At 72.1% G+C, this 23,211-nt stretch carries 25 protein-coding genes; 19 read left to right on the top strand and 6 right to left on the bottom strand.

Going from position 1 to position 23,211, the window contains the following annotated elements:
• From VFJ21_04135 to VFJ21_04085, 11 genes are all read left to right on the top strand, one after another.
• Positions 1–1,173: adenylosuccinate synthase (locus VFJ21_04135; protein HET7406310.1), on the top strand; the 1,173-nt coding region annotated here is incomplete at its 5' end.
• A gap of 28 nt (positions 1,174–1,201) precedes the next feature.
• Positions 1,202–2,491 carry a phosphoribosylamine--glycine ligase gene (gene purD, locus VFJ21_04130; protein HET7406309.1) on the top strand — a complete coding sequence of 430 codons (1,290 nt, stop codon included), beginning with the start codon at positions 1,202–1,204 and terminating at the stop codon, positions 2,489–2,491.
• Positions 2,488–2,979: an AIR carboxylase family protein gene (locus VFJ21_04125; GenBank protein ID HET7406308.1), complete on the top strand. Its 492-nt coding sequence runs from the start codon at positions 2,488–2,490 to the stop codon at positions 2,977–2,979. The genes purD and VFJ21_04125 overlap by 4 nt, the downstream gene beginning before the upstream one ends.
• Before the next feature lie 8 nt (positions 2,980–2,987).
• Positions 2,988–4,295, top strand: coding sequence for an adenylosuccinate lyase (gene purB, locus VFJ21_04120; protein ID HET7406307.1), 1,308 nt, complete (start codon positions 2,988–2,990; stop codon positions 4,293–4,295).
• Positions 4,296–4,323: 28 nt separating this feature from the next.
• Positions 4,324–5,250, top strand: coding sequence for a phosphoribosylaminoimidazolesuccinocarboxamide synthase (locus VFJ21_04115; protein ID HET7406306.1), 927 nt, complete (start codon positions 4,324–4,326; stop codon positions 5,248–5,250).
• 44 nt (positions 5,251–5,294) lie between these two features.
• The gene (purS, locus tag VFJ21_04110; GenBank protein ID HET7406305.1) at positions 5,295–5,540 is read left to right on the top strand and encodes a phosphoribosylformylglycinamidine synthase subunit PurS; all 246 of its coding nucleotides are present in this window, start codon (positions 5,295–5,297) and stop codon (positions 5,538–5,540) included.
• A 65-nt stretch (positions 5,541–5,605) separates the two neighbouring features.
• Entirely contained in the window at positions 5,606–6,076 is a 471-nt protein-coding gene (locus tag VFJ21_04105; GenBank protein HET7406304.1) for an ATP-binding protein, read from the top strand.
• 35 nt (positions 6,077–6,111) lie between these two features.
• Entirely contained in the window at positions 6,112–6,789 is a 678-nt protein-coding gene (purQ, locus tag VFJ21_04100) for a phosphoribosylformylglycinamidine synthase subunit PurQ (protein HET7406303.1), read from the top strand.
• On the top strand, positions 6,786–8,969 hold the full coding sequence (gene purL / locus VFJ21_04095; protein ID HET7406302.1) for a phosphoribosylformylglycinamidine synthase subunit PurL: 2,184 nt from the start codon (positions 6,786–6,788) through the stop codon (positions 8,967–8,969). The genes purQ and purL overlap by 4 nt, the downstream gene beginning before the upstream one ends.
• Before the next feature lie 39 nt (positions 8,970–9,008).
• A complete protein-coding gene (locus VFJ21_04090) occupies positions 9,009–9,386 on the top strand; it encodes a sterol carrier family protein (GenBank protein HET7406301.1) in 378 nt (125 codons plus the stop codon).
• An 81-nt stretch (positions 9,387–9,467) separates the two neighbouring features.
• The gene (locus tag VFJ21_04085; protein HET7406300.1) at positions 9,468–9,713 is read left to right on the top strand and encodes a DUF2630 family protein; all 246 of its coding nucleotides are present in this window, start codon (positions 9,468–9,470) and stop codon (positions 9,711–9,713) included.
• 50 nt (positions 9,714–9,763) lie between these two features.
• Here VFJ21_04085 and VFJ21_04080 read toward each other — a convergent pair whose 3' ends face one another.
• Positions 9,764–10,021: a hypothetical protein gene (locus tag VFJ21_04080; GenBank protein ID HET7406299.1), complete on the bottom strand. Its 258-nt coding sequence runs from the start codon at positions 10,019–10,021 to the stop codon at positions 9,764–9,766.
• Between the two features lie 229 nt (positions 10,022–10,250).
• Between VFJ21_04080 and purF the strand changes: the two genes are divergently transcribed.
• Both purF and purM read left to right on the top strand, forming a co-directional pair.
• Positions 10,251–11,789: an amidophosphoribosyltransferase gene (gene purF / locus VFJ21_04075; GenBank protein ID HET7406298.1), complete on the top strand. Its 1,539-nt coding sequence runs from the start codon at positions 10,251–10,253 to the stop codon at positions 11,787–11,789.
• Entirely contained in the window at positions 11,786–12,847 is a 1,062-nt protein-coding gene (gene purM, locus VFJ21_04070; protein HET7406297.1) for a phosphoribosylformylglycinamidine cyclo-ligase, read from the top strand. The genes purF and purM overlap by 4 nt, the downstream gene beginning before the upstream one ends.
• Here the strand turns inward: purM and VFJ21_04065 are convergent.
• A complete protein-coding gene (locus tag VFJ21_04065) occupies positions 12,844–13,062 on the bottom strand; it encodes a DUF3073 domain-containing protein (protein ID HET7406296.1) in 219 nt (72 codons plus the stop codon). The genes purM and VFJ21_04065 overlap by 4 nt on opposite strands.
• A 166-nt stretch (positions 13,063–13,228) precedes the next feature.
• Complete coding sequence (locus VFJ21_04060) at positions 13,229–14,308, bottom strand: Glu/Leu/Phe/Val dehydrogenase dimerization domain-containing protein (GenBank protein HET7406295.1); 1,080 nt, start codon at positions 14,306–14,308, stop codon at positions 13,229–13,231.
• A 34-nt stretch (positions 14,309–14,342) separates the two neighbouring features.
• Here VFJ21_04060 and VFJ21_04055 point away from each other — a divergent pair, with 34 nt between their 5' ends.
• On the top strand, positions 14,343–15,203 hold the full coding sequence (locus VFJ21_04055) for a hypothetical protein (GenBank protein HET7406294.1): 861 nt from the start codon (positions 14,343–14,345) through the stop codon (positions 15,201–15,203).
• Between the two features lie 138 nt (positions 15,204–15,341).
• The gene (gene bldC, locus VFJ21_04050) at positions 15,342–15,548 is read left to right on the top strand and encodes a developmental transcriptional regulator BldC (protein ID HET7406293.1); all 207 of its coding nucleotides are present in this window, start codon (positions 15,342–15,344) and stop codon (positions 15,546–15,548) included.
• Between the two features lie 139 nt (positions 15,549–15,687).
• Here the strand turns inward: bldC and VFJ21_04045 are convergent, their stop codons facing one another.
• Positions 15,688–16,554 (bottom strand): alpha/beta hydrolase, encoded by an 867-nt coding sequence (locus VFJ21_04045; GenBank protein HET7406292.1) that lies wholly within the window; start codon positions 16,552–16,554, stop codon positions 15,688–15,690.
• Positions 16,555–16,639: 85 nt separating this feature from the next.
• Here VFJ21_04045 and VFJ21_04040 point away from each other — a divergent pair, with 85 nt between their 5' ends.
• The gene (locus VFJ21_04040; GenBank protein ID HET7406291.1) at positions 16,640–17,173 is read left to right on the top strand and encodes a septum formation family protein; all 534 of its coding nucleotides are present in this window, start codon (positions 16,640–16,642) and stop codon (positions 17,171–17,173) included.
• A 144-nt stretch (positions 17,174–17,317) separates the two neighbouring features.
• The gene (locus VFJ21_04035; GenBank protein HET7406290.1) at positions 17,318–18,334 is read left to right on the top strand and encodes a phosphotransferase family protein; all 1,017 of its coding nucleotides are present in this window, start codon (positions 17,318–17,320) and stop codon (positions 18,332–18,334) included.
• On the opposite strand, the gene VFJ21_04030 is transcribed toward VFJ21_04035, so the two are convergent.
• A complete protein-coding gene (locus VFJ21_04030) occupies positions 18,312–20,342 on the bottom strand; it encodes an ATP-binding domain-containing protein (protein ID HET7406289.1) in 2,031 nt (676 codons plus the stop codon). The genes VFJ21_04035 and VFJ21_04030 overlap by 23 nt on opposite strands.
• Positions 20,343–20,621: 279 nt before the next feature.
• Here VFJ21_04030 and VFJ21_04025 point away from each other — a divergent pair, with 279 nt between their 5' ends.
• Entirely contained in the window at positions 20,622–21,593 is a 972-nt protein-coding gene (locus tag VFJ21_04025; GenBank protein ID HET7406288.1) for a hypothetical protein, read from the top strand.
• 16 nt (positions 21,594–21,609) lie between these two features.
• On the opposite strand, the gene VFJ21_04020 is transcribed toward VFJ21_04025, so the two are convergent.
• The gene (locus VFJ21_04020; GenBank protein ID HET7406287.1) at positions 21,610–22,683 is read right to left on the bottom strand and encodes a class I SAM-dependent methyltransferase; all 1,074 of its coding nucleotides are present in this window, start codon (positions 22,681–22,683) and stop codon (positions 21,610–21,612) included.
• A gap of 160 nt (positions 22,684–22,843) precedes the next feature.
• On the opposite strand from VFJ21_04020, the gene VFJ21_04015 reads away from it, so the two are divergent.
• Positions 22,844–23,211: helix-turn-helix domain-containing protein (locus tag VFJ21_04015; GenBank protein ID HET7406286.1), on the top strand; the 368-nt coding region annotated here is incomplete at its 3' end.

Raw genomic sequence — 23,211 nt, 5'->3', positions numbered from 1 at the left:
GCCGGGCACACGATCGTCATCGACCGCGAGAAATACGCGCTGCACCTGCTGCCGTCCGGCATCCTGACGCCGGGCTGCACGCCGGTGATCGGCAACGGCGTGGTGATCGACCTCGGCGTGCTGTTCGAGGAGATCGACGGGCTGGACGCGCGCGGGGTCGACACCTCGCAACTGGTCGTCAGCGGCTCGGCGCACGTCATCACGCCGTACAACCGCACGCTGGACAAGGTCACCGAGCGGTTCCTCGGCAAGAACCTCATCGGTACGACGGGCCGCGGCATCGGGCCGACGTACGCCGACAAGATCAGCCGCAGCGGCATCCGCGTCGCCGACCTGTTCGACGAGAAGATCCTGCAGCAGAAGGTCGAGGCAGCCCTCGACGTCAAGAACCAGATGCTGACCAAGATCTACAACCGCCGCGCGATCGAGGCCGAGCAGGTCGTCGAGGAGCTGCTGTCCTACGTCGACCGGCTCCGCCCGATGGTCGCCGACACCAGCCTGCTGCTGAACCGGGCGCTCGACGAGGACAAGACCGTGCTGTTCGAGGGCGCCCAGGCGACGATGCTCGACGTCGACCACGGCACCTACCCGTTCGTGACCTCCTCCTCGCCGGTCAGCGGCGGCGTGTGCACCGGCGCCGGCATCGGCCCCACCCGCATCGACCGGGTGATCGGCGTGATCAAGGCCTACACCACCCGCGTCGGCTCGGGGCCGTTCCCCACCGAGCTGCACGACGAGGACGGCGAGAAGCTGCGCACGAACGGCGGCGAGTTCGGCGTCACCACGGGGCGGCCGCGTCGCTGCGGGTGGTACGACGCGGTCATCGCCCGCTACGCCGCCCGCGTCAACGGGCTCACCGACTTCTTCCTCACCAAGCTCGACGTGCTGACCGGTTTTCCCGAGATCCCGGTGTGCGTGGCCTACCGGCTCCCCGACGGCACCGTCGTCGACGAGATGCCGACGTCGCAGACCGACTTCCACCACGCCACCCCGGTCTACGAGACGTTCCCCGGCTGGGACGAAGACCTGTCGGCCGCCCGCGAGATCGACGACCTGCCCAAGAACGCCCGGGCCTACGTGAAGGCGCTCGAGGAGATGAGCGGCGCTCCGATCGCGGCGATCGGAGTGGGCCCCGGCCGCGAGCAGACGCTGGTGCTGCGGGACCTGCTGTGAGCCGCGGCGGCAGCGCGAGGCTCGCGGCGTGAGGGTGCTCGTCGCCGGCGGCGGCGCGCGCGAGCACGCGCTGTGCCTGGCCCTCGCCGCCGATCCCGCGGTTGAGGCGCTGGTCTGCGCGCCCGGCAACCCGGGCACCGCGCAGGTCGCCGCCCGCCGGCCGCTCGACCTCACCGACCCCCAGGCCGTCGCGACCCTGGCCAAGGAGGTCGGCGCCGACCTCGTCGTCATCGGGCCCGAGGCTCCGCTGGTCGCCGGCGCCGCCGACGCCGTGCGCGCGCAGGACATCGCCTGCTTCGGGCCGTCGGCGGCCGCCGCCCGCATCGAGGGGTCGAAGGCCTGGGCCAAGGACGTCATGACCGCGGTCGGCGTACCGACGGCGCATGCCCACGTCTTTCCCTACCGCGACCTCGCGCTGGCCCACGAGCACCTGAGCGCCGTCGCCCCGCCCTACGTCGTGAAGTACGACGGCCTCGCCGGCGGCAAGGGCGTCACCGTCACCGACGACCTCGACGTGGCGCGCCGGGCCGTCACGGTCAACCTGGTGCGCGACGGCGACCAGGTCGTCATCGAGGACTACCTCGACGGCCCGGAGGTGTCGCTGTTCGCGATCAGCGACGGCCGCACGGTCCTGCCGCTGCTGCCGGCACAGGACTTCAAGCGGCTCGCCGACGGCGACGAGGGCCCTAACACCGGCGGCATGGGTGCCTATGCGCCACTGCCGTGGCTTCCTGACGATTTCGTCGACGAGGTGACCTCGCGCATCCTGCAGCCGACCGTCGACGAGCTGGCGCGGCGCGGCTCGCCGTTCGTCGGCCTGCTCTACGCCGGGCTCGCACTGACCGCACGCGGGCCGGCGGTCGTGGAGTTCAACGCACGTTTCGGCGACCCGGAGACTCAGGTCGTGCTCCCCCTGCTGCAGGACCCGCTCGGTGAGCTGCTGCACGCAGCAGCGACCGGGCGGCTCGCTGCACACGCGCCCCTGCGCTGGCGGGCGGGCGCGGCGGTGACGGTCGTCATCGCCGCCGCGGGCTATCCGGCGAACCCCCGCACCGGTGACCCGCTGCACGGGCTCGCCGGCGCGGCGGACATCGACGGGGTGCAGGTCCTGCACGCGGGGACGGCTGTGGTCGAGGGCGACCTGGTCGGCGCCGGCGGTCGGGTGCTCTCGGTGACGGCGGTAGGCGACAGCCTGCCTGCTGCGAGAGACTCCGCCTACGCCGCGGTGGAGCGCATCTCGATGCCCGGCGCGCAGCATCGGTCCGACATCGCCGCCAAAGCCGTGGCCGGCGAGGTCGCCGTACCCGCCCGTTCGTGAGAGGAGCGTCCTCCGTGCCGTCAGACGTCTCCCGCGTCGCCGTCATCTACGGCTCGATGACCGAGCACGAGACGATGTCGCGGGTCGGGGCCATGCTCTCCCGTTTCGGCGTGGCGTACGACGAGACAGTGCTCTCCCCGCACCGCTCCCCGCGGGCACTGGCCGACTGGTGCGCCGCGCTCGAGCCCCGAGGCGTCGAGGTCGTCGTCGCCGGCGGTGGGGTCAACGCCTCCCTCGCCGGCATCGTCGCCTCGCACGTGACCATCCCGGTCATCGGCGTGCCGCTCAAGGGCGGCGGTCTCCTGGGCCTCGACGCGCTCATGTGCATGACCCAGCTGTCGGCTGGGGTGCCGGTCGCGACCGTCGGCCTAGACCACACCACCAACGCGGCGGTGCTCGCCGTGCAGATCCTCGCGGTGGCCGACCCGAAGCTGCGGGCCGAGCTGGCGCGGTTCAAGGAAACCTTCGAGCAGTCCGCGGTGATTTAGGTGCACAGGTGATCGAGCGCTACACCCTGCCCGAGATGGGCCGCGTCTGGAGCGACGCGCACAAGTACGAGCTGTGGTGCCGGGTCGAGACGCTGGTGCTCGAGGCGCACGCCCGGGCGGGCGTCGTGCCCGCCGACGCGGTCGCGCCGGTGCGGGCCGCCCCGCCGCCCACCCCCGAGGCGGTCGCCGCGGTCGAGGCGGTGACCCAGCACGACGTCATCGCGTTCCTGTCCGCCTGGGCCGACAACACCGACCCGCGCGACGCGGCTGCCTACGTCCACTACGGCATGACGTCGTCGGACCTGCTCGACTCGGCGCTCGGCGTGCAGCTCACCGAGGCGACCGACCTGCTCGTCGGCCGCACCACCGAGCTCGTGGCAGCGTTGCGCGACCACGGCCTGGCGCACCGTGCGACGGTGCGGGTCGGCCGCACCCACGGCGTGCACGCCGAGCCCGACACCTGGGGCCACCGGGTTGCCGACTTCGCGTTCGGGATGGCGCGCTCGCGCGACCGGTTGCTGCGGGCCCGCGAGGCGGTCGCGGTCTGCAAGATCTCCGGCGCGGTGGGCACCTACTCCAACATCGATCCGTCGGTCGAGCAGGAGGTCGCGGCCGCCCTGGGGCTGGCGGCGGCCCCGGTCGCGACGCAGGTCGTGCTGCGCGACGGGATCGCGGAGTGGGTCGGCGCGCTCGCGATCGTCGCCACCGTCTGCGAGGCGATCGCGCTGGAGGTGCGGCACGGGCAGCGCACGGAGGTGCGCGAGCTGGAGGAGCCGTTCGGCCGTGGGCAGAAGGGGTCCTCGGCGATGCCGCACAAGCGCAACCCGATCCTGTGCGAGCGCATCTGCGGGCTGGCCCGGGTCGTGCGCGGCTACGTCAGCCCGGTGACCGAGGGCATCCCGCTGTGGCACGAGCGCGACATCTCGCACTCCTCCGTCGAACGCATCGCACTGCCGGACGCCGCGATCGCCACCGACTACCTGCTGCACCTCACCGCCCGGCTGGTCGGCGGCCTCACCGTCGACGCCCAGCGCATGCAGGCCAACCTCGAGGCGACGGGCGGTCTCATCTACACCTCCGCGGTCCTGCTCGAGCTCGTCGACGCGGGCATGTCTCGCGAGGACTCCTACGCGCTCGTGCAGGCCGCGGCGATGGAGACCTGGCGCGACGGCACGCCCTTCCGCGACACCTTGCGCAAGCAGGCGGCCGAGCGCGGCACCCCGCTCGACGAGGACCGTCTCGACGCCGTCTGCCGGCCGGACCGCTACCTCGAGCGGCTCGCGCCGGTCTTCGACCGGCTGGCGGACCTGCGATGAGGCCGCTCCTGCTCGCGAGGAGGTACGGGTGACCCCGCCGCTGACCGAAGGTGCGCTGGCAGGTCTCGGCGCGCACCACGTGCACTCGGGCAAGGTTCGCGAGCTCTTCACCGTCGGCGCCGACCAGCTGCTGATGGTTGCGACCGACCGCATCTCGGCCTTCGACCACGTGTTGGCGAGCGAGATCCCCGACAAGGGCGCGGTGCTGACCGGACTGACGCTGTGGTGGTTCACCGAGCTTGCCGACGTGATTCCCAACCACCTCGTGACCGCGCGGGTCGCCGACTACCCGCCCGAGCTCGCGCCCTACGCCGAGGTGCTGCGCGGCCGGTCGATGCTCGTCCGCCGGCTCGACATGGTCCCGATCGAGTGCGTCGCCCGGGGGTACCTGGCCGGCACCGGGTGGGCGGAGTACCAACGCAGCGCAACGGTGTGCGGCATCCCGTTGCCGGCCGGGCTGCGCGACGGCGACCGGCTGCCCGAGCCGATCTTCACGCCGACGACCAAGGCAGCCCTCGGTCAGCACGACGAGGCGCTCGACCGCGACGGCGTGGTGGCTCGGGTCGGGGCGGAGACGGCGGCCGAGCTGCAGGAGCTGACGCTCGCGGTCTACCGGCGCGGGGCAGAGCTGGCCGAGAAGGTCGGGATCCTGCTCGCCGACACAAAGGTCGAGGTGGGGCGGGACGGGGCCGGCACGTTGACCCTCGGCGACGAGGTGCTGACCCCGGACTCGTCGCGCTTCTGGCCCGCCGACGGGTGGCGGCCCGGAGGCGCGCAACCGTCGTACGACAAGCAGTACGTCCGCGACTGGTTGCGGGCGCAGTGGGACCCCGCCGGGTCCGGCCCCCCGCCGGCGCTGCCCGACGAGGTCGTCGACGCGACCCGCAGCCGCTACGTCGAGGCCTACGAGCGGCTCACCGGTGCGTCCTTCGACGACTACCTGCGGTCGGCCTAGCCCGGCCGTCGCGCCGTTCCCGCCCCACGAGTGAGGAAGGTCCTATGCCCCGCGTCGTCGTCGACGTCATGCTCAAACCGGAGATCCTCGACCCGCAGGGCCAGGCCATCGCCCGGGCGCTGCCGACGCTGGGGTTCGACGGGGTGCAGGCAGTGCGGCAAGGGAAACGCTTCGAGCTCGACGTGGACGACGCGCCCGACGCCGACGTGCTCGAGCAGGTACGCCGGATGGCGGACACGCTGCTGGCGAACCCGGTGATCGAGGACTACGAGGTGCGCATCCTGCGCTGATACGGGCATCAGATCTGGCTTGCCCGGGTATGTCCCGGCCGGTGCAGACGCGTTCGGGAGGCAGCGTGGAGCTGAAGTTGACGCTTGCGCTGCCCCAGGACTCGCTGAGCATCCCGGTCGTCCGCAAGACGCTGGGCGGCTCGATGGCCGTCCTGGGCGTCGACGAGGGGTGCTGCGCCGACATCGAGGTGGCCATCAGCGAGGCCTGCACGAACGTGCTCAACCACACCGTCGAGGGTGACCAGTACGAAGTGGTCTGCTGTTTCGACGAGCAGGTGTGCGTGATCGAGGTGATCGATCGGGGGCACGGCTTCGACGGGGAGTCGCTCGGCCGCGTCGACGCGGAGCCCACCGCCGAGCGGGGTCGCGGCATCCAGCTCATGCGGGCCCTGGTCGACAACATCCGCTTCGAGAGCAAGCCCGAGCGCGGCACCGTGGTCCGCTTCGAGAAGCGGCTGGAGTGGTCCGACGACGCCCCCGTCAAGCAGCTGAGCGCGAGCTCCCGAAGCATGGGCGGAGACTCTCCGTCCGGCTGACCGGCCCGGCCCGATCCTCGGGCTACCCTGGGCACATGCCCGCCCGCATCGGTGTGGTCACTTTTCCCGGCTCCCTCGACGACCGCGATGCCGGGCGTGCCGTCGTGGCCGCCGGCGCCGAGACCGTGCCGCTCTGGCACGGCGATCACGATCTGCGCGGGGTCGACGCCGTCGTGCTGCCCGGAGGCTTCTCCTACGGCGACTACCTGCGCTGCGGGGCGATCGCGCGGTTCTCCCCGGTGATGACCGAGATCGTCGCGGCGGCCGGCAGCGGCCTGCCGGTGCTCGGCATCTGCAACGGCTTCCAGATCCTCTGCGAGTCGCACCTGCTGCCCGGTGCGCTGGTGCGCAACGCGGGCCTGCACTTCACCTGCCGCGACCTCACGCTGCGGGTCGACAACACCTCGACGGTGTGGACCAGTGGCTACGAGACCGGCGCGCGGATCGTCGTGCCCACGAAGAACGGCGAGGGGCAGTACGTCGCCGACGAGGCGACCCTCGACGAGCTGGAGCGCTCCGGCCGGGTGGTGTTCCGCTACGACCGCTGCAACCCCAACGGGTCCCGCCGCGACATCGCCGGGGTGTGCAACGAGGCCGGCAACGTCGTCGGGCTCATGCCGCACCCCGAGCACGCGATCGACCCCTTGACCGGTCCGAGCGCCGACGGCCTGACGATGTTCACCTCCGTCCTCAAGGTGCTGGTCGGCGCGTGACCGACGAGGTGCTGACCGCCCAGCCCTTCGCCGAGCTGGGTCTCGAGGGCGACGAGTACGCCCGCATCTGCGACATCCTCGGCCGGCGCCCCAGCGACACCGAGCTGGCGATGTACGCCGTGATGTGGAGCGAGCACTGCTCCTACAAGTCGAGCAAGGTGCACCTGCGCCAGTTCGCGTCCACGGCGGTGCCCGACGTGCTGCTCGTCGGCATGGGGGAGAACGCCGGTGTCGTCGACGTCGGTCAGGGCCTCGCGGTGACCTTCAAGGTCGAGAGCCACAACCACCCGAGCTTCGTCGAGCCCTACCAGGGCGCGGCGACCGGCGTCGGTGGGATCGTGCGCGACATCCTCACGATGGGGGCCCGGCCGATAGCCGTCATGGACTCGCTGCGGTTCGGCGCCGCCGATGCCGCGGACACCCGGCGGCTGGTGCGCGGCGTCGTCGCCGGTGTCGGCGGTTACGGCAACTGCCTGGGACTTCCCAACGTCGGCGGTGAGGTCGGCTTCGACCCGTCCTACGCCGGCAACCCGCTCGTCAACGCGCTGTGCGTCGGCGTCATGCGCGCCGACCGCATCCAGCTGGCCCGGGCCACCGGGGCCGGCAACCGGGTGGTCCTCCTCGGTGCCAAGACCGGACGCGACGGAATCGGCGGGGTCTCGGTGCTGGCGTCCGCGACGTTCGACGCGGACGGCCCGGCGAAGCGGCCCAGCGTGCAGGTCGGCGACCCGTTCACCGAGAAGGTGCTCATCGAGTGCTGCCTCGAGCTGTACGAGCGCGGGCTGGTCACCGGCATCCAGGACCTGGGTGGCGCCGGCCTGACCTGCGCCACCAGCGAGACCGCGTCGCATGGCGCATCAGGAATGCACGTGTGGCTCGAACGCGTGCCGCTGCGCGAGGCGTCGATGTCGCCGCTGGAGATCCTGACCAGCGAGTCGCAGGAGCGGATGCTCGCGATCGTCACGCCCGAGGACACCGGCGAAGTGCTCGCGCTCTGCGACCGCTGGGGCGTGCTCGCCACGGTCATCGGAGAGGTCACCGACACCGGCCGGCTCGTCATCACCTGGCACGGCGAGACGGTGGCCGACGTGCCGCCCGCATCGCTCGCCGACGACGGCCCCGTCTACACCCGCCCGCTCGCTCGCCCCGCCGACCTCGACGCGCTGCAGGCCGACTCGGCGTCGTCGCTGCCCCGCCCCGACGACCTGCGCGCCGAGGTGCTGCGGCTGGTCGCCTCCCCCAACCTCTGCTCGCGCCGCTGGGTCACCGAGCAGTACGACCGTTACGTCCTCGGCAACACCGTGCTCGCGATGCCCGACGACGCAGGGGTCGTGCGGCTCGACGAGGAGACCGGTCTCGGCATCGCGCTGGCGCTCGACGGCAACGGCCGCTTCGCCCGCCTCGATCCCTACGCGGGCGCGCAGCTCGCCCTCGCCGAGGCCTGCCGCAACGTCGCGGCCGCCGGTGCCCGGCCGCTCGCGGTCACGAACTGCCTCAACTTCGGCAGCCCCGAGGATCCCGCGGTCATGTGGCAGTTCGCCGAGGCCACCCGCGGGCTGGCCGACGGGTGCCGCGCGCTCGGCCTGCCGGTCACCGGCGGCAACGTCAGCTTCTACAACCAGACCGGCACCACCGCGATCCACCCGACACCGGTCGTCGGCGTGCTCGGCGTGATCGACGACGTCCGCCGGCGTACGCCGATGGGCTTCGTCGCAGCGGGCGACGTGGTCTATCTGCTCGGCGAGACCCGCGAGGAGCTCGACGGCTCCGAGTGGGCCCGGGTCGCCCACGACCACCTGGGCGGCCGGCCGCCGGCGGTCGACCTCGCGGCCGAGCGACGGCTCGGTGAGGTGCTCCGCTCGGACGTGCTGCGTTCGGCGCACGACTTGTCCGAAGGCGGGCTGGCGCAGACCCTCGTCGAGTGCTGCCTGCGCGGCGGTCTCGGTGCCCGGGTCGCTCTCCACGGCGACCCGTTCGTGGCGCTGTTCTCGGAGTCGACGGCGCGGGCGCTCGTGACCGTCGCCCCCGACGACGAGCAGCGCCTGGTCGACCTCGGCTACCCGTGCGCCCGGCTGGGCGAGGTCGGCGGCGACGCCCTGGTCGTCGACGGAGTCCTCGAGCTGCCGCTGGACGAGTTGCGGGCCGCGCACGAGGCCACCCTGCCGGCACTCTTCGACTGATCCGGTGGGCCCGGTAACCCGACCGGCCGTGCCGTCGCCATGACGGCCGGGGAGCCGGACGGCGCGGCCGCGGTGCGGGCCTGCCTGGCGGAGCTGGACGCCGCCGGCGCCGAGGGCCGGGGGCCGGCGCTCGATCGCGTGGCCGCGGGGGCGGCGGTCCGCCATCTGCTGCACGTGCTGTCGGATCGGGCACCGGGGCGCAGCGTGGAGGTGCGGATCCCGCCCTACTCCGCGGTGCAGGTGGTCGAAGGCCCTCGGCACACCCGGGGGACCCCGCCCAACACCGTCGAGACGGACCCCGTCACCTGGCTCGCGCTCGCCGGCGGGCGGCTCGGCTGGGCCGACGCCGTTGCTGACGGCCGGGTGCGGGCGAGCGGCACCCGGGCGGACCTTTCGACCTACCTGCCCCTGGTCTGACGGCACTTTTCACCCGTGCCGCACGCAAGGCACACTCCGTGCAGGAGGTCAGGCAGGGACGGGTGGCCCGGAGGCCGTGCGATGGAGGACAAGGACATCCTGCAGCGGATCAGGTTGCTCGTCGGCGAGGAGCACCAGCTGCGCAGCCGCTACGCGGAAGGCAGCCCGCTCAGCGACGACGAGCTGCTGCGCCTGCAGGACCTCGAGGAGCGGCTCGACCTGTGCTGGGACCTGCTGCGCCAACGTCGCGCTCGCCGCGAGTGGGGGCAGGACCCCGAGTCGGCCCACGAACGTCCGGTGCGCGAGGTCGAGGCCTACCTGCAGTAGGCCGGCAAGCGAAAGGCCCGGGTGCGAGCACCCGGGCCCTCTGCTCGTGGTTACTTGCCGCTCGGCTGCGTGCCGTTGGCGGCGCAGTACTGCGCGACGGTCTGGTTGGCCGCTTGCGCAGCCGCCGTGAGCGCGGCGAACGGGGGGGCGCTCTGCTTGTGCGCCTGCCCGGTGGCCGAGCCCGCCGAGTAGGCCGTGCACAGGCCGAACGTGTTGTGGCCGTGGCCCGGCCCGGGAGCGGCGAAGGCGAACCCGGCGCCTCCGGCGATGAGGGCGGCAGCGGCACTGCCCACGATGAGACGTCGCATGAGACCTCCTGGAGTTGCGACAGGACAAGCCAGAGTTCTACGCCACAAATGGGACGTTCCGCTACGGAGGTTGCACCCCCCTTCGCGCCCTGATGCCGATACCTGGCGCATCGACCACCGCACGCGTCGGCGGTCGATACACTGGTCGCGCCGGCTTCCCCCGACCACCTGCAGCAGGAGCCCGCCCGTGCCGGACGTCCCCGGCGAGCATCAGACCGCTACGGATTCGTTGCTCGGCGCGCCTGCCGACGAGCAGCCGCCGCGTGACGCGTGCGGCGTGTTCGGTGTCTGGGCGCCCGGCGAGGACGTCGCGAAGCTCACCTACTACGGGCTCTACGCCCTGCAGCACCGCGGCCAGGAGGCCGCGGGCATGGCGGTCAGCGACGGCGTGCACGTCGTCGTCTACAAGGAGCTCGGCCTGGTCGCGCAGGTCTTCGACGAGCCGACCCTCAACACGCTGACCGGTCACCTGGCGATCGGCCACTGCCGCTACTCGACCACCGGTTCGTGCACCTGGGAGAACGCCCAGCCGTCCTACCGGCCGGGCCGCGCCGGTGGCATCGCGCTCGGCCACAACGGCAACCTCACCAACACCGCCGAGCTCGCCGAGCGGGTCCGCGAACGCGGTGACGACCGCGGGGCGATCGGCGCGACGAACGACTCCGACCTGGTGACGGCGCTGCTGTCGTCGTACCCCGACCTCTCGCTGGAGGCGGCGGCGCTCGAGGTGCTGCCGACCCTGGCAGGCGCGTTCTCGCTGGTGTTCATGGACGAGACGACGCTCTACGCGGCTCGCGACCGGCACGGCGTGCGGCCCCTCGTGCTCGGCCGGCTGGAGCGCGGCTGGGTCGTCGCGAGCGAGACGGCGGCGCTCGACATCGTCGGTGCGTCGTTCGTCCGCGAGGTGGAGCCGGGCGAGCTGCTCGTCGTCGACGAGGCCGGGCTGCGCTCGTCGCGGTGGGCGCAGCCGACGCCCAAGTCGTGCATCTTCGAGTACGTCTACCTCGCCCGGCCCGACACCGCGATCGCCGGCCGCAGCGTTCACGCGACCCGCGTCGAGGTGGGCCGCCGCCTGGCGCAGGAGTGGCCCGCTGAGGCCGACATCGTCATCCCGGTGCCCGAGTCGGGCACGCCGGCCGCGGTCGGCTACGCGCAGGCGAGCGGCATCCCCTACGCCGTCGGGCTGGTGAAGAACGCCTACGTGGGGCGCACGTTCATCCAGCCGTCGCAGACCATCCGCCAGCTCGGCATCCGGCTCAAGCTCAACCCGTTGCGCGATGTCATCGAGGGGCAGCGGCTGGTTGTCGTCGACGACTCGATCGTGCGCGGCAACACCCAGCGGGCGCTGGTGCGGATGCTGCGCGAGGCGGGGGCGCGCGAGGTGCACGTGCGGATCTCCAGCCCGCCCGTCTCGTGGCCGTGCTTCTACGGCATCGACTTCGCCAGCCGCGCGGAGCTCATCGCGGGAGCCCTCAGCGTCGACGAGATCTGCGCGTCGATCGGCGCCGACTCGCTCGGCTACATCTCCCTCGGCGGCCTGACCGAGGCGACGACGTTGCCGGCAGAGAGCCTGTGCCGGGCCTGCTTCGACGGGCACTACCCGATCGAGCTGCCCGCACCCGAGCGCATCGGCAAGCACCTGCTCGAGGGTCTCGAGAGCCTCGAGCGCGGCGTGGCCGCGAGCCGCGGCAGCCTCGACCCGAGTCCCGACCAGTTCGAGACCCTGGCACCCGGCGGCGGCGCTCCCGACGCGCTGACCCGCCCGTGACCGGCGACGGCGCGACCTACGCCGCGGCCGGCGTCGACATCGAGGCGGGCGACCGCGCGGTCGCGCTGATGAAGGAGTCGGTCGCGCGGGCCGGACGCCCGGAGGTGCTCGGCGGCCTCGGCGGTTTCGCCGGGCTGTTCCGGCTCGACCTGCAGCGCTGGAGGCAGCCGGTGCTCGCGACGTCGACCGACGGCGTCGGCACCAAGATCGCGATTGCCCGGGCCCTCGACCGGCACGACACCATCGGCATCGACCTCGTCGGCATGGTCGTCGACGATCTCGTCGTCTGCGGCGCCGAGCCGTTGTTCCTCACCGACTACATCGCGTGCGGCAAGGTCGTGCCCGAGCGGATCGCCGCGATCGTCTCCGGCGTCGCCGAGGGCTGCCGGCAGGCCGGTTGCGCGCTGATCGGCGGCGAGACGGCCGAGCACCCTGGGCTGATGGGCGACGACGACTACGACGTCGCGGGTGCGGGCGTGGGCGTCGTCGAGGCCGACCGCATCCTCGGGCCCGAGCGGGTCCGTGCCGGTGACGCGGTCATCGCGATGGCGTCGTCCGGGTTGCACTCCAACGGCTACTCCCTGGCCCGCCACGTGCTGCTCGACCTGGCCCGGCTGCCGCTCGACGGCCCGGTCGTCGCGCTGGACGGCCAGCGGCTCGGCGACGCGCTGCTCACCCCCACCCGCATCTACGCGCTCGACTGCCTCGCGCTGCTCGACGCGGCGGAGGTGCACGGGTTCGCACACGTCACCGGCGGCGGGCTCGCCGCCAACCTGGCGCGCGTGCTCCCCGACGGGGTCGAGGCGGTCGTCGACCGGTCGACGTGGGAGGTACCGGCGATCTTCCGGCTGATCGCGGAGCACGGCGGTGTGGCCGCCGAGGAGATGGAGCGCACGTTCAACCAGGGTGTCGGGATGCTCGCGCTGGTCGCGCGAGCCGACGCCGACCGGGCGGTCGAGCAGTTGCAGCGGCGCGGGGTGCCCGCCTGGGTGGCCGGAGAGCTGCGTGCCGTCGACGGACCGGCGAGCGCGCGCCTCGAGGGTGCGCAGGCGTCCTAGCGGGCTGCGTCGCCCTCGTCGTAGTCGTCGTCGTACAGGTCGGCGTAGGGGTCGTCGAAGTCGTCGTCGGCGTCCGCCTCCGGCTCGGCCTCGTCGACGGAGGGCGGGCTGCCCGCCAGCTCGGCCTGCAGCCGCTCGAGGTCGGTGCCGCCGGAGCTGTACTTCAGCTTGCGAGCGACCTTGGTCTGCTTCGCCTTGGCCCGGCCGCGCCCCATGGCTCGACCCCCTCGAACGGAGACGGGGCGCGCGGCCCCGGTTAGCGTAAGTAAGCCGACGCGCCGCACGCCGGCCGGCTCGCACAGGGTACAGGCTTCCGCGCCGCCGCGGGACCAGTCCCGGCCCGCGCCGCCGGCCGGGTGCCGGACCGTCGGGCGGAGACGCTCAGCGGCGTCGCCGCCTGGGCGTGCGGATCTGCCCGAGCCGGCCGACCTGCTCCATGCGCCGTTCGGCGAGCCGGTCGGCGGCGAGCGCGGGCGGGATGCCGTCGGCGTCGGCGAGGGCGAACACCCGGCTGGTGGTGGCGAAGATCTCGCCGGCCTTCGCGCGAGCCCGGGGTTCCGAGTAGCCCTCGATCTCGTCGGCGACCTGGATCAGCCCGCCCGCGTTGACCACGTAGTCGGGGGCGTAGAGGATCCCCCGCCCCGCGAGCAGCTTCTCCACGCCGGCATGCGCGAGCTGGTTGTTGGCCGCGCCGCACACGATCTTCGCCCGCAGGGCCGGGACCGTGTCGTCGTCCAGGGCGCCGCCGAGGGCGCACGGGGCGTAGACGTCGATCTCCGCGCCGGGCAGCTCGCCAGGGGCCACGACGTCGACCTGGGGATGACTGCGGCGTACGGCGTCGACCGCCGCCTGCGACACGTCGGCGACCACGACGGAGGCACCGTCGTCGCGCAGGTGGCCGACCAGGTGGCTGCCCACCTTGCCGACCCCCTCGATGCCGACCCGCCGGCCGCGCAGCGTCGGCGTGCCCCACACCCGCTCGGCGGCGGCGCGCATGCCCTGGAAGACGCCGTAGGCCGTGAGGATCGAGGAGTCGCCGGCCCCGCCGTGCGCCGGCGAGCGGCCCGTGACGAAGTCGCACTCGCGGGCCACCACGTCCATGTCGTCGACGTAGGTGCCGACGTCGCAGGCCGTGTAGTAGCGGCCGCCGAGCGACTGCACGAACCGGCCGTAGGCGCGCAGCAGCTGCTCGGTCTTGTCGGTGGCCGGGTCACCGATGATCACGGCCTTGCCGCCACCGAGGTCGAGGCCGGCGCAGGCCGCCTTGTAGGCCATCGCCTTCGACAGGTTGAGCACGTCGGCAAGCGCATCGTCCTCGGACCCGTAGGGGTAGAAGCGGGTGCCGCCGAGCGCCGGACCCAGCCGCGTCGAGTAGATCGCGATGATGGCCCGCAGCCCGCTGCCCGCGTCTTCGCAGTAGACGACCTGCTCGTGGCCGGAGGTGCGGGCGAAGACGCTCACGCCGGTGACGGTACCCGCGTGGCACGATGCAGACATGATCTCGTACGCCGCGCACCTGCGCGTCTACGAGCCGCTGGCCGCCTTCCCGGAGGACGAGCGGCGCCGGTGGGCGGACTACGCCGCCTCGGGTCGTGCCCTCGACCGCCGGGAGGGCGTCGCCGCCGAGCATGCCGCCGCGATGACCGCGCTGCTGTCGGTGCCGCCGCGGCCGGCGCCGGCGGAGGAGAGCGAGCAGGCCTTCGTCCGCCAGCAGGACGGCCTCACCTACGTGTGCCCCTGGCGCACTCGGCTGCGCTGCTGGTCGGCGCTGCTCGACTTCCGGCGTGGGCTGCCCGACGCGCTGGCCGACGCGTTCATCCCGCGCCCGGTGGCGGAGGCGGCGGAGGCGGCCTACGCCCGCTGGCAGACCCGCCACCCCGACGTACGCCCCGCGATCATCACCAGCACCTGGCAGGTGCCGATCCCGTGGTTCCTGCTCTTCGAGCAGAGCGAGCGCCACCTCGTGCTCGCGGACCGGCGCAGCAGCGGGACGCCGCAGGCAGAGGGACCGGAGCGTCAGGTCGTCTTCCTGACCGCGATGTCGCGGGCGCGCCAGCGGGTCGCGCGGGCGCTGCACGTGCTGCGCCGCACGTTCGAGGACGGCCCGGCGGTCATGGGCGTCGAGGACCTCGGCCGGTGGCTCGAGGAGTTCCATCCGCACGCCCTGGTCGAGCTCGACTACGGCGGCATCGTCCACCTGATCGACGACGACGACCTCACCGGCGACGACTCGGCCGAGGCGCTCGCGGGCGCGCTCGCGGCGTTGGCACGCGGCGACGTGCTGACCGCTCAACAGCTGTACCAGGAGGTGGCCGGCCGGTGGCGGCGCGTCGCCACGCTCGAGTCGGCTAACTAAGGCACCGTTAGCCCTTTAGGGCTAGTACGCCGATGGTCGAAAGATGGCCCGGACGGGCCATTTCGGACATCACGGTGCAAGGCGCATGATGCCCGTAACCGGGGAGTTGTCGCCGGTCAACCGTCGAAGGGACACAACATGAGCGCGCGTACGCCGGACGCAGAGCCGCTGCTCACGCCCGCCGAGGTCGCCACCATGTTCCGCGTCGACCCGAAGACGGTGACGCGTTGGGCCAAGGCCGGCAAGCTCACCTCGATCCGCACGCTGGGCGGTCACCGCCGTTACCGCGAGAGCGAGGTGCGGGCGTTGCTGGCCGGCATCCCGTCGCAGTCGCGGGCCGACTGACAGCACCGAAGCCGCGGCGCCGTTCCCTCCGGGGCCGGCGCCGTTTCCACATCGTGGCCCGCCCGGCATCGACGCCGGCGGCGTTCTTCCTCGCTTGTGTGCCCTCCGGGCATCGACGCCGGCGGCGTAGTCCCGCCGGTCAGCCGCTCGTGACCCGTTCGACGAACGCCACGACCTCGCCGATGACCTCGTCCTTGTTGGTCTCGTTGAAGACCTCGTGGCGCGCGCCGTCGTAGATCCGTTCGGTGACGTCGCTCCCCGCCAGCCGCTGCACGGTCGGTCGGGTCGCGTCGAGCGGGACCAGCTGGTCGTCGCCGCCGTGGACGTAGAGCAGCGGCAGGTCGCCGAAGCCGGGACCCTCGTCGATCCGCTGCTTGGCCGCCAGCATCGCCTCGACCGTCGGACGCTTGAACGCGCCGTGCCACACCAGCGGGTCGGCGGCGTAGTCGGCGCCCACCTTGGGGTCGCGGGACAGCGTGTCGACGTCGATCGCGATCTCCGGGATCGGGTCGAAGTCGAGCAGCGCGGCCACGGCCATCTCCCCGATCGCCGGGCCGGACAGGACGAGGCCGGCCAGCTCGTCGCCGTAGCGCTGCGCGTAGCGGGCGGCGATCATCCCGCCCATCGAGTGGCCGACGAGGACGACCGGTAGGCCGGGGTGCTCGCTCTGCGCCAGCTCGGCCACCTGGTGCAGGTCGTCGACCACGCGCTCGAAGTCGTGAACCACGACGCGGTCGCCGGCGGACCGGCCGTGCCCGACGTGGTCGGGTCCGTAGACGGCCGACCCACCGGCGACCAGGGCATCGGCGACGTGCTGGTAGCGGGCGATGTGCTCGCCGTAGCCGTGCGCGAGCAGCACCACGCGGTCGGCGTCGGGGTTGTCCCAGACACTGACGTGAAGTGTGCCGGCATGTCCCTGCAGCTGCTCCTCGCGTGCCTGCACCATCACTGCCTCCTGCTCGCCGGCGTCGTTGCGCAGCAGTATCTCGGGTGCCGCTCGGCGCACCGTGCCGGAGGTGTTCGCTCCTGCCGGCTTCGGCGACCTTCCGTGAATTGCCGCACGGCGAATTTCCGCACCTACAGTGCCGACTGTGGGTGTGCAGCACCGGAGCAGGCGGCCCGGCGGGCGGCGTACGGCCGCGGTGACCACCGGAGTGCTGCTCGCCACTGCGGTGTCCGGCTGCTCGCTGTTCGGCGGCGGCAGCGGTCCCGGCCGCGACGTCTCGGTGTTCAAGCTCAAGCCGGGTGACTGCCTGCTGCCCCAGACCGCGGTGAAGGAGCAGCTGTCCGACGTGCAGGTCGTGCCGTGCAACGAGCCGCACACGCAGGAGGCCTACGCGATCGTGCGCTACGACCGGCCGGCCAGCGCGACCAGCAGCGGCGCGACCGCGGCGGACCCCAACGCCTATCCGGGTGCCGGCGTGCTCAAGCAGTTCGCCGACGGCGCTTGCGCGCAGCACTACGGGTCCTACGTCGGGATCGACTACCCCGACTCGTCACTGTTCTTCGCCTACCTGCTGCCGTCGGCCCGCGGCTGGCAGCAGAAGGACGACCGCAGCGTCGTCTGCTTCGTCACGACCGCCGGCGCGTCGCTGACGTCGTCGGTCAAGGGGTCGCGGCGCTAGCGCATCAGGTGGGGCCGCGACCGCTGACCGTCGCACCCGGATCGTCGACCGTTGGCAACACCGCGATGCCGCCTTGAGAGCGATCGCGCCGCGGGACTACGACCGGGCGGCTGAGTGAAAAGCTCTCGACGGTAGTTTCGGCGCGTGATTCTCGCCGCCGTCGACGCGGATCGTCTGCGCGCCTGGCTGCTCGATGCGCTCGATGTCAGCGGCGATTCCTTTGCCGTCGAGGTCATTTCCGGCGGACGGTCCAACCTCACGTTGGGCGTGCAGGTCGGCGGCCGTCATCTCGTCGTACGCCGTCCGCCGTTGGGTCACTTCTTGCCGACCGCGCACGACATGTCGCGGGAGTACCGCGTCTACCGCGCACTGCATGCGACGCCGGTGCCCGTGCCGGAGGCGTTCGCAATGTGCGAGGACCCGTCGGTGATCGGTGCGCCGTTCTACGTGATGCAGCGGATGTACGGCGTCGTGCCGCACGAGCCCGCCGCCCTTGCCCACGTCGATCCTGACGCGAATGCGCGAACCGCCGCGCATTTCGTCGAGGTGCTTGCAGCCGTTCACGGCACCGACGTCGACGCCGTGGGGCTGGGCGACCTGGGTCGCAGGTCGGGCTACCTCGAGCGGCAGGTGCGCCGCTGGGTCGAGCAGTGGCAGCGGGCCAAGGACCGCGACGAGCCGGTGATCGACGCGCTCGCGGAATCGCTGCAGCACGCGATGCCCGTGCAGGGCGAGACCACCTTGGTGCACGGTGACTACCGCCTCGGCAACGTCATGTTGGATGCCGCGGACACGGGCCGCGTCGTCGCGGTGTTCGACTGGGAGATGGCGACGCTCGGCGACCCGATGAGTGATCTCGGCTACACACTGCTCTGGTGGGGCACGGTCGACCGCGCAGCGATCCACCCCAGCCAGCAGATCGCCGACCTGCCTGGGTTTCCGTCTGCGCAAGAGCTCGCCGCTCGTTACGCGACGGTGTCCGGGCGCGACGTGACGGACGTGCCGTGGCACATGGCGCTGGCGGCGTTCAAGCTCGCGGTGATCGGTGAGGGCCAGCGGGCCACGATGCGTCGCGCCGGACAGGAGGTCCCGGCGACGTCGGGCCAGCCGTTGGCGGAGTGGGCGCTGGATCTGCTGGTCAAGCAGGGATCGCGCCGGTGAGCGGTGCCGGCAGCGGTTCGCTGTGCACGACGACCAGGCGCGAGACCGCGCGGGTGAGCACGACGTAGAGCAGCTGGTGAGGCTTCGGACCGTCGGCGATCTGCGCGGGTTCCGCGACGACGACGGTGTCGAACTCCAGCCCCTTGACCGCGCTTGCCGGCACCAGCGTCACGCGCGCGGCGTCGAGACCCTCGTCGACGTGCGCGTGGTCGATCTCAGCCCGGCGGAGCGTCCTCGTCGCCGTGCGGACTGCGGGATCCGCCACCACCAGGCCGATCGAGCCGGAGCCTGCGAGCGCGGTGGCAATCTCCTCGACGACCGCCGGCCACAGCCCGCCGACCCGGCGTACGAGGAGCGAGCCGCGCTGATGGCGCAGTGAGGTGGGCGGTTGCAGGGTCGGCGCGATGGTGGGCAGCAGCCGGCTGGCGAACTCGAGCACCTCGCTGGGTACCCGGTAGCCGGTCGTCAGCTCGTGCACGGTGCCGTCTGCCTTGCCGAGAGCGGTGAGAGTCGTCGTCCAGTCGCTGGTGGCGCCAGGAGCAGTCCCCTGTGCTACGTCGCCGAGCACGGTCGCGGACCCGGTGCTGCAGCGGCGACCGACCGCACGGCACTGCATGGGTGACACATCCTGCGCCTCGTCGAGGATGACGTGCCCAACGCTCGGGGTGCGCTCGATCAGGTCGCGGACCTCGTCCACCAGCACCGCGTCGGCCAGGGTCCACCGCGCGGACGAGGGTCGGCTCGGGACCGACGCCCACAGCAGCAGCCGCTGCTCGTCGCGATCGAGCAGGTCGGCGGCGGTAGCGGCGAGAAATGCGGCATCGCTCAGCAACCGGAAGACCAGGCGCGCGGGCTCGACTGCAGGCCAGGTGGCATCCACGGCGTCCCGCACGGCCTTGCTGCGGGCGATGGCGTCGACCTGCCGGTCCGACGGTGCGTCGCCCTGCTCCTCGAGCCGGCGGGCGACCAGGTCGGCATAGCGCCGGTGCAGCGCCTGCCGCCCGGCGTTGTAGCGCAGCTCACTCGCCAGCAGCCGGTGCACCGCCTCCGCCAGATCTGCGGCGGAGATGCGCAGCCGCCGCGAGCCGACGATGACGACGAGCGGCTCGGCCGGTCGCGAGATCTGGGCCCGGACGGCGCGACGCAGCACCTCCGCGAGTCGCAGGTCGCCCTTCAGTCGCGCGACGTCGTCCGGGTCGTCGCCGCGGATGCGGATGTGGCCGACCAGCTCGGCGACGGTCGCGTGCTGCGCGTCGTACTCACCGAGGGCCGGCAGCACGTTTCCGATGTAGCGCAGGAACGCGCGGTTCGGCCCGACGACGAGGACACCGGCGCGCGAGAGTCGTTCGCGGTGCGTGTAGAGCAGGTACGCCGCGCGGTGCAGGCCCACGGCGGTCTTGCCGGTGCCGGGCGCGCCCTGCACGCAGACGGTGCGGTCGAGGTCGGCGCGCACGATCTCGTCCTGCTCCGGCTGGATCGTCGCGACGATGTCGCGCATGGGGCCCTCGCGCGGTCGCTCGATCTCGTCCAGCAGGATCCGGCTGGTGTCGAGGTGTGCGGTGCCCAGCAGGTGCTCGTCCTCGTAGGCCGTCAGGTCGCCGCGCGAGAAGCCGAACCGCCGGCGCAGCCGGATCCCCATCGGTTCACGAGGGCTGGCCCGGTAGAAGGCGCGGGCGAGGTCCGCGCGCCAGTCGATGACGACCGGGTCGCCGACGTCGTCGAGCACGTGCCGGCGCCCGACGTAGAACGTCTCCTCGGGGTGCGGCGGTTCGGGCGCGCGGTCGAGGCGGCCGAAGAACAGCGGCGTCTCGGGGTCCTCGGCGAGGCTCTTCACCCGGCGGTGCAGCGTCATGGCGAGGTACTCCGACGACACCCGGTCACCGCCGTCGGCGCGAAGCTCTCGGGCCCGGTCGCGCATGGCGGCCAGGCAGGTGCGGGCGTGCTGGAGCCGGCTTCGTTCGCGGGCCAGCTCGCCGCCGGTATCAGGAGGGTGGTCGGTGGTCGTCATCGCGCCTCCGGGCAGGCCTCGACCGCCGCGCGCGGCGGCTGGGTCGGACGGACGGGAAGGCGGGCACCATAGATGTCGCGTTGCCACGGTGCAACCGATTTTTGGCCGCCGCCGACCGTCTTTGCGTTTCCTTGACACCCGCACTGGTACCAACGAGCTGTGCCGCGCTCCCTCCGTCCTGCCGCATGGCTCGTGGCGCTCTGTGCGTTGTCCCTGGTCGCGTGCGGCACCAGCAGTCCGGCGCGCACGCACCTGGCGGCGGGATCGGCGACACCGGCAATGACGCGCAGCGCTATCCCGTCGACGTCTCCGACACCGACCGGGCCACCGCCGGTCTTCCAGGGCCGGTTGCTGATCGCGGACCGCGGCAACAACCGGCTGCTCCTCGTCAATGCGGACAAGCAGCTGCTCTGGACCTTTCCGAATGCCCACGCGCCTGCCCCGCCGACCGGCTTCTACTTCCCGGACGACGCGTTCTTCATCCACCACGGCACGGGGATCATCTCGAACCAGGAGGGCAACGACACCGTCGTCGAGATCGGGTTCCCGTCGGGCAAGCCGCTGTGGGCCTACGGGCACCCACACGTCGCGAGCTCGGCGTCCGGTTACCTGCACGAGCCCGACGACGCCTACCTGCTCAAGGACGGCAGAGTCGTCGTCGCGGACGCGAACAACTGCCGCGTCGTCATCATCACCGGCGAGCAGCAGTCGGGTCAGATCGGAAAGCCTGGCAGCTGCGTGCACGCGCCACCGAGCAGCCTCGGCTACCCCAACGGCGACACCCCGCTGCGTGACGGCAACATCCTGATCTCCGAGGTGCACGGCTCCTGGATCAGCGAGTACACGCTGGCCGGCAGGCTGGTCTGGACGGTGCAGCTTCCGCAGATCAGCTACGTGTCCGACCCGCAGCAGATCGGGCCGGATCTCTATCTCGTCGCCGACTACGCCCGGCCCGGGGGGTTGTTCGAGTTCACCCGCGCGGGCCGCATCGTGTGGAGCTACCGGCCGACGTCGGGACCGGGCATGCTCGACCATCCGAGCCTGGCCGAGGTGCTGCCCGGCGGTCTGATCTGCACCAACGACGACTACCGCGACCGGGTCGTCATCATCGACCCGCACACGAACCAGATCGTGTGGCAGTACGGCGCGACCGACCACCCCGGGACGCAGCCCGGATACCTGAACACCCCCGACGGTTTCGACCTGCTGGCGCCGGACAACACCACGCCGACGCACCCGTTCACCGGCTGATCTCGGGCCGACTCGTTCAGCCCGTCGCGCGGCCGTAGGTGACGGCGTGGACGGGGCTGAGGTCGACGTGCCCGATGTCGCTGAAGCCGTGCCGGTGGAGCAGGTCGTCGTACGCCGTGCGCGGAAGCAGCTGGTCGTCGATCTGTGCCTCGAAGAACTGGATGCCGCTCATGACGCGGCCGGGGACGGTGCGCAGCGCATCTATCGTCTCGGGGAACGGGAAGTCCGAGATGACGAACCAGCCACCCGGCTCGAGGGCTGCACGGATGTTGGCGGTGGCGCCGTCGATGTCGCGGCACTCGTGCATCGAGATGTTGTTGATGATGCACGTCGCGGGTTGATCGAGCTCAAGGTGCTCGAGAGGGCTGTGCACCACGCGGCAGCGGTCCAGAAGGCCGGCGTCGTGAAGCCGCTGCTCCGCGAGCTCCACCGAGTGATGGTCACCGTCGACTCCGACGATCTCGCAGTGGGGAAAGGCCTCGGCCAGCCTCACCATGCCCAGTCCGGACCCACATGCGGTGTCGACTATGCGGCAGCCGTGCTGGATGCGGTCGAGCAACCCCGGTATCTGGGCGAGTCCACCGGGGACGAGTCGTGCGTAGAACGGTGCACCGGTCCCGGCGACACCGGTGATCCAGTCCGGGCTGCACGCGTCCCACCACAGCCGCTCGCCGGTCCGCAGAACCGACTCGAAGCGGTCGAACACCTCTTGCTGCTCCAGCACGGTGAACACCCCGCCGACGTAGGCGGGGTGTGACGCGTCGAGCAGCAGCGTTCCGACGTGCGCTGCGAGCCGGTAGCGCGTCTCCAGGGTCACCGATGGCGCCGCGTCGTCGACGTCGCACACGCCGCTCGCCGCCGCACCCCGGCACCACACGGCCACGTAGAAGGGGTCCAGACCAAGCTGTGCGGCCAGCTGGTCTGCCGACAGACCCGTCTGCTCGTCGGTGTCAGCCAGCGCGCGGACGAGCCCCTGCCGGAGCCCGATCGCGATGATGCGGTGCCCGACGAATCCGGCGATGTGGGCGAGCAGGCGGGGCGCCTGCTCCTGCAGCGTGACGGTCGTCGGTTGCCCTAGCACTGTGGTCATGGCCATTCCTTCGTCGGTGGGAGCCGAGCGGCCACGCCAGCGTCTACGGGGAGGAGGGGAGCGACTAGTTCTACGTCTGTAGCGCTCCGATTCACGATCTGTACTAGCCGCCAGCGCCGGATGGGCCTAGCGTTCGGCGGCGCGACGAGAGGGGCCGGCGATGAGTGCGTATGGGCAGTTCTGCCCGGTGGCCAAGGCGATGGAGCTGCTCGACGAACGATGGACGCTGCTCGTCGTCCGGGAGCTGCTCATGGGCAGCCGGCACTTCAACGACCTACGCCGGGGCGTCCCGCGCATGTCGCCGGCGCTGCTCTCGAAACGCTTGCGCACGTTGACCAGCGCCGGGGTGGTGCAGCGCCAGGCGCACGGCGGTCGGATCGCCTACACCCTGACCGAGGCCGGCAAGGAGCTGTATCCCGTGGTGGAGGCGCTCGGCACCTGGGGGGCGCGCTGGATCCCGCAGCTCGGTGACGAGGATCTCGATCCGCACTTGCTCCTGTGGGACATTCACCGCAACCTCGAGCTCGG

Source organism: Mycobacteriales bacterium, assembly GCA_035690485.1.
Taxonomy (GTDB): Bacteria; Actinomycetota; Actinomycetes; order JAFAQI01; family DASSKL01; genus DASSKL01.
The sequence above is the reverse complement of the archived record's forward strand: the minus strand, read 5'-3'. Positions and strand labels throughout refer to the sequence as shown.